1 protein-coding gene is annotated in these 1,168 nt (G+C 72.1%); it reads right to left on the bottom strand.

The genetic code is table 11. The features are described 5' to 3' along the window. The coding region (locus NP777_RS46875; protein ID WP_256656320.1) for an acyltransferase domain-containing protein at positions 1 to 1,168 on the bottom strand (1,168 nt) is incomplete at both ends.

Genomic DNA, 1,168 nt, shown 5'->3' on the forward strand with positions numbered 1-1,168 from the left:
CGCGTCGGCGTCGGTGACGCACTCCTGGGCCATGGCGGTGAGGACACCGTCGGGGCCGAGTTCGAGGTAGGTGGTGACGCCCTGGGCTTCGAGGGTCCGTACGCCGTCGAGGAAGCGGACGGCCTCGCGGACGTGGCGGACCCAGAAGCCGGGGGTCGTGATCTCCTCGGCGGAGACGACGTTTCCGGTGAGGTTGGAGACGATCGGGATGCGCGGAGACTCGTAGGTCAGGCCCTGTGCGACCTCACGGAACGCGTCCAGCATCCCGTCCATGCGCGGGGAGTGGAACGCGTGGCTCACGGTGAGCCGCTTGGTCTTACGACCCCGCGCCTCAAAACCGGCAGCGATCGCGACAGCCGCGTCCTCATCACCCGCGATGACGACGGAGGTGGGCCCGTTGAGCGCGGCGATCGACACCCGCTCGGTGAGCAGCGGCAGCACCTCGTCCTCGGACGCCTGGACGGCGATCATCGCGCCACCGGCCGGAAGCTCCTGCATCAGCCGGCCACGCGCCGCCACCAACTTCGCCGCGTCGGCGAGCGAGAGCACACCCGCCACATGCGCGGCGGCCAGCTCACCGATCGAGTGGCCGGACAGGAAGTCCGCCTTCAGACCCCACGCCTCGACCAGCCGGAACAGCGCCACCTCGATGGCGAACAGCGCTGGCTGAGTGACCCCGGTCCGGTCCAGCGCCTCGGCGTTCTCGCCGAACAGCACCGTCTTCAGCGGCCGTTCGAGGTGCCCGTCCAGCTCATCGCAGACCGCGTCGAACGCCTCCGCGAACACCGGGAAGGCGTCATACAGCTCACGCCCCATGCCGAGCCGCTGGCTGCCCTGCCCGGTGAACAGGAACGCCACCTTGCCGTCGGCCACCGAGCCCTGTGTGAGCCCGGCCGCCGACTCGCCGCCCGCCAGCGCCTCCAGACCCGCGACCAGCCCGGCGCGGTCCGCGCCGACCACGACCGCACGGTGGTCCAGTGCGGCGCGCGTGGTGGCGAGCGAGTAGCCGAGGTCGGCGAGCGAGACGTCGGACCGCCGGTCGAGGTCGGCGAGCAGCCGCGCGGCCTGGGCGCGCAGCGCGTTGGGGTTCTTGCCGGAGAGCGGCCACGGCAGAACGGACGGCTGGGCGACCGGGGCCGGGGATGCCTCCGCCGGTTCGGCCTCGGGT

The sequence above is a fragment of the Streptomyces rugosispiralis genome, from assembly GCF_024505145.1.
Classification (GTDB): Bacteria; Actinomycetota; Actinomycetes; order Streptomycetales; family Streptomycetaceae; genus Streptomyces; species Streptomyces rugosispiralis.